General features: G+C 37.1%; 2 protein-coding genes. Both read right to left on the reverse strand.

All coding sequences use genetic code 11. The features are described from left to right. Window positions 1-3,669, reverse strand: a 3,669-nt coding sequence (gene porU2 / locus E1171_RS06760) for a putative type IX secretion system sortase PorU2 (protein WP_155205249.1), incomplete at its 3' end; no start/stop codon positions are given. A gap of 63 nt (window positions 3,670-3,732) precedes the next feature. Then, window positions 3,733-4,728: putative type IX sorting system protein PorV2 (locus E1171_RS06765; protein ID WP_155205250.1), on the reverse strand; the 996-nt coding region annotated here is incomplete at its 5' end.

Below are 4,728 nucleotides of genomic sequence, written 5' to 3' on the forward strand. Positions count from 1 at the left end.
TTGTATAAGAAAGATGCTTAGATTAGCTTCTTTTAATTGAAGTAAATCTTCTGAAGTATAACCCAGGATATTTAGCCGTTCTGTTAAAATTTCTTCATCCTCCTCGGCAATCTCCAACTCCCCAATCGTAAAAATTAAAACATAATCTCCTTCCCCAACTTCATTCATATAAGTGGACAATGGATCTGAATCATTTAAAATATTAGATGAGGTCAATGTAATAATGTGAGGCAATTTACCACTCCATGACATTGCAGGAGTACCAGAACCATCTGAAATTGGGGCATAAGGAGCTTTAGTATCTCCTTTGAAGGCAATTAAATTCAAAGAATTATTTTCACTAAAATAATTCTCAGCCCCCCCTTGGAAGTATTCAAAATCTCTTACTCTTAACTCTACTTTTTGTTGAGGTTTATTATCTATATCGGGGAATTTACTACCATAAGTTTTTAAAAATAAAGGAATCTCTTCGTCAATCAATACCCATTTATTCTCTTCTTCATTATAAATAAGGCCTTCGGTGATATTTTCACCAATTTGGCTTGAATTGAATTGTCCCCAACTCCCATCGCTTTCCTTTATATAGGTAAAAGAATTAAAAGACCATTCTCCCCCTAAATCCGAATTTAGTTTGGTTCGCCAATAATAGGTTGTACTGTCCTTTTCACCTAGCTCAACTTCCCAAAAGACTAATGCCCGACCCTCAATAGTTTTTGTGATTTTGGCCGGTGACTGAAAAGAAGGAAGCGTGTCTAATTCGATCTCAAATTGATCTTCACCAGCCAAAATATCCCCATTTTGAACCCAAAGTTTTAATTTTGAATCATTAATAACAGCATTATCATAAGGGTAAAGTGCTAAAGCTTTTAAAGCAGAAATATTCACCTCCTTGATTCCCTTATTATTATTCTTATCCCCCTCAGTAATTTCCCCTTGCTCATCAAGAATTATTTCAAACTCATTAGTTCCCGAAAAATCCAATAAAGTTCCTTTGTCAACATCTAACAATTGATTCTCCAACTCAAAATACAAAGTATCTCTGTAACGAACAGAAGCAAATCTTTCTGTTTGCTGTTGGAGTAGATTATTATTTATTCTCCTTTTTATAGTAACTCTAAGAGAATCCTTGGTGGTGATACCAAAGTTCTTCACAGGAATTTTAAATAGAATTTTTTTACTTTCAGAAGAAAGCTTTTCACCTTCAGCATCGGAAATTTTGATATCTTCCCCTCCCGATTTGATAAAGAAATCAGGATAATCAGCACCAAATAACCTGATAGCTGGATCTCCCTGCAAAATCATTTGCTGTGCTTGAGCCAGTTTATCATAATCATTCATATTATAACGATCGGAATACTCTTGAACCACTTCTTGATAGACTCTACCCAAAGGTTGATGAATAAAAGCTGAATCTTCCAAAGCTTTTTGAAAAAATATAGTATTGAAACTTTTCAAGTTTGTATCCCAACCTATACTAGCATGTGCCAAAAAGTTTAAAGCTCCTTTATTGGGGGTTAGCAACCAGTTTTCTCCAAATGTATCAGCTGTTCCAAAAATATCTCCCGCTTCACAGCCATTTACCAAAATGAATGGATATTTATTTTTATTGTCATAGCCCATCGCTTCATCAGAGACTCTTCCTATTTCTATATCCGTAAAATTGGGGGCAGAATGACCAAAAAAGGTGATCATCGACACCCCTTCATTCACTTTATCGGAAATATTAATTAACTCGGAAGGATCATTGGAATTACTCTTAGAGATCACCACTCCATCTCCACCAAAGTAATCATTCTCAGCTATATTCCGGAAACTATCAACATACCCTTTAAATTTAGCATGTTCGCTTTGACCATTTCCACCACTTAGAAATACCATATTTTTCCTCCACAAGTCATTATAGGCTTGCTGTTCCATGCCTTGCACCTTTTCTAAATAATTCCTGACTTCTTGTGGAGTATTGACAGACAATCTCCCTGTTGGAATGGCAGGACTATATCCATTACTCCCCCTTAAACCTGCTGTAAATGCAACATCTGAACCAGGCACTCCAAATGAAGGAACTAAATTATAATATACAGTCGGGTCATCATTTCGTATGGTTTCTGCTGTTATTCTGGCAAAAGTATTTTGTCCATAACCCCCACTGCCATTGGCAGCAAAGCCCAATCCTTTTCCCACCAAAAAAAGAAATTCAGGATTACCATTTTCAAGCATATAGTCAGCAAATCGCCGAATAGCTAAGGGTGTAGTTTCACCATAAGAAAATTGATTATATAATTGATACACATCGATAACCAAAGAATTATACTTCCCTCCATTTGACATATCCCGATAATCTGCATAATCCATTATTGGATTTCCACCTTCATTATCTTCCCCCAATAATTTGGGATGGGTCACTAATAAATAATTGGCATTAGTAGAGATCGATTGAAAACTTACCTGATTTATATGGAGAACAGAATTGAAATTATCATTACCAACTGCGATAATCTTCTTCCCATTTTGCGTCTGGGAAAGTGTAACATCCATTACATTATTGCCCTGCTGAGAAATTAGCCTGCCAAGGTTATTCGGATCCGTGATATCATACCAATTCATAGGGAAGGAACCCTCGTTAACTTGCAAACGAGATTGTCCTGAAGAGTTAGATTTTAGTTGAAAAAACTTCTCCTGGCTTTGCCCCAAACTCACTTCTTGAGGGAACAGAAGCTTTATATACGAAACCGACAAATTGTCTTCCTTTTCACCATCGCCAATAACTTCTAGTTGTATGGTTAAATCATTCCCTGTGAGTAAACTAGCCGGAATCTCCTTTTCTAACTTGATCCTTTCATTTGGAAGAAAAGTAACTTCCCCATCCGTAAAAGGCTGAAAAGAAGAAGAACCCGATTTTATATTGATCTTAAAAACATGATTATTGTTATTTCTCCCCGCTATTCCAATTTCTAATTCTGCTTCGGCCCCGACATAAACATTCTGAATTCCCTCGAGCACATAATCCCTTACATCATTCTTCCGAACAATATCACTCCCCGTCCAACCTTCCTGAAAATTAAATTTGGAATGATAATCATAAGCGAATGAATTTTCTGATTTTTGCTCATAGTAACCTCTGTTGTAATGGTCCGAGTATACTTCTATAATTTCCTCATAATGATAAGGCTCTGGCTCTATTTGATTGTCAAAATGGTTAACTTCTCCCATCCTTTTTCCCCTGGTGTTGTCAATGGAGCTAGTCAAAAAGTAAGCCGTAGTATCAGAAAAAAGATTATAGTAGGGATTAGGTTGTGCTTCAGAAGCTTCTCCATTAAAATCTACATACAGCTCGGCATCTTGCCAGCCATCGTTCCTTTGTCCATAGAATTCTATAAAATCACCCGATTGTAAACGGGTAGCATTGGTTGGAGAACTTATATAAATGGCTTGTTCCGTACCACGGTGAAAAAGCTGAATATTCCTCGGATCTCTATCTACGGGAAAACCAACATTCTCCAACTCCTCATAAGTAACCCGATACATTCCATCTTCTATAACAGGAATTTTGTAATAGTTCTGGTTATAATTTATCCACTCATTCCCAAATCTTGGCCTTTGCTGAGCGCTTGAGAAAAATGAAATTACTAGAAAAAGCCAAGAAAATATCAAAGAGTTTCTGAAGATCATAAAAAATATAGTTTTCAGTTTTTTATAGACAGGCAGTCCAGGTTTTTTAGCTCAATCAACGCACTACTTATTCAAGCTAAACTTAAGAGAAAAAACATGAGAATAGAGGGCTTCCGATTGGTTCCCCAGATCTGTTAGTGCATAATCGATGCTAATTTTTTGTATGGAAATACCAAGACCAAAATTTATTTGGCTACTCGAATAAAAACTTCCATCAAAATCTTTCACCTTCTGGATATTCCCTAAACCTCCACGGAGAAAAACCTTTTGCAAATAATCTATTTCAAGACCGAACCTTGGGTCCATGGAAACCAATTTGGAATTTAGAGGTACATTTCTACGACCATCAAAGGTTATTTCAAAATCCATTGCAGGCAATACCCCTACCCTTTTTCCAAAAAATCGGAATTGATAACCTACACCCAAAATAGCTTTAGGAAGCGTCAACTCTATAGAGCTTTCAGGGATCAGGTTACCGGTTTGCACATAAATATCTTCCACTAACTCGGAACTATGTGTCCAGGCATTAAAAGTCCCTGTTACATCCTTTAACAATATCCCTAACTGAAATCCTCCTGATTGATAGCGGGCGGCTGCATCCAGCCCAAAGCCCCAGGCATTGGCAAAAGCTCCCACATTCCGGTAAATTATCTTAAAATTTGTTCCTAAACTCAAGCCCTGAATTGCTGCTACATTTTTGGCATAAGAAAATAGAAAAGCATAATCCGCTGCAGAAAAAAACAAGATATTATCATAATCCAGTCGTCCATTTGCATCGTATAGAAAACGGGTATCTGGGATATCATCAACAGCAAAACGAATTACTGAAAAAGCAATCCTACTGTTTTCATCCACTCTAGTTGCCAAGGCAGCATAATCAAACTGTGCAATCCCGGCAAAATATTCAGAATGCATCAGGGAAATTTCCGTTGGTTGTTTCATTTGCATCAAGCCAGCAGGATTCCAATAAGCAGCGGTAACATCTGAAGCCAGGGCTACTTGTGCTCCTGACATCCCCAACCCTCGGGCACCAATTCCAATGGATAAAAATTCATTGCT

The organism is Xanthovirga aplysinae (genome assembly GCF_009711365.1).
GTDB lineage: Bacteria > Bacteroidota > Bacteroidia > Cytophagales > Cyclobacteriaceae > Xanthovirga > Xanthovirga aplysinae.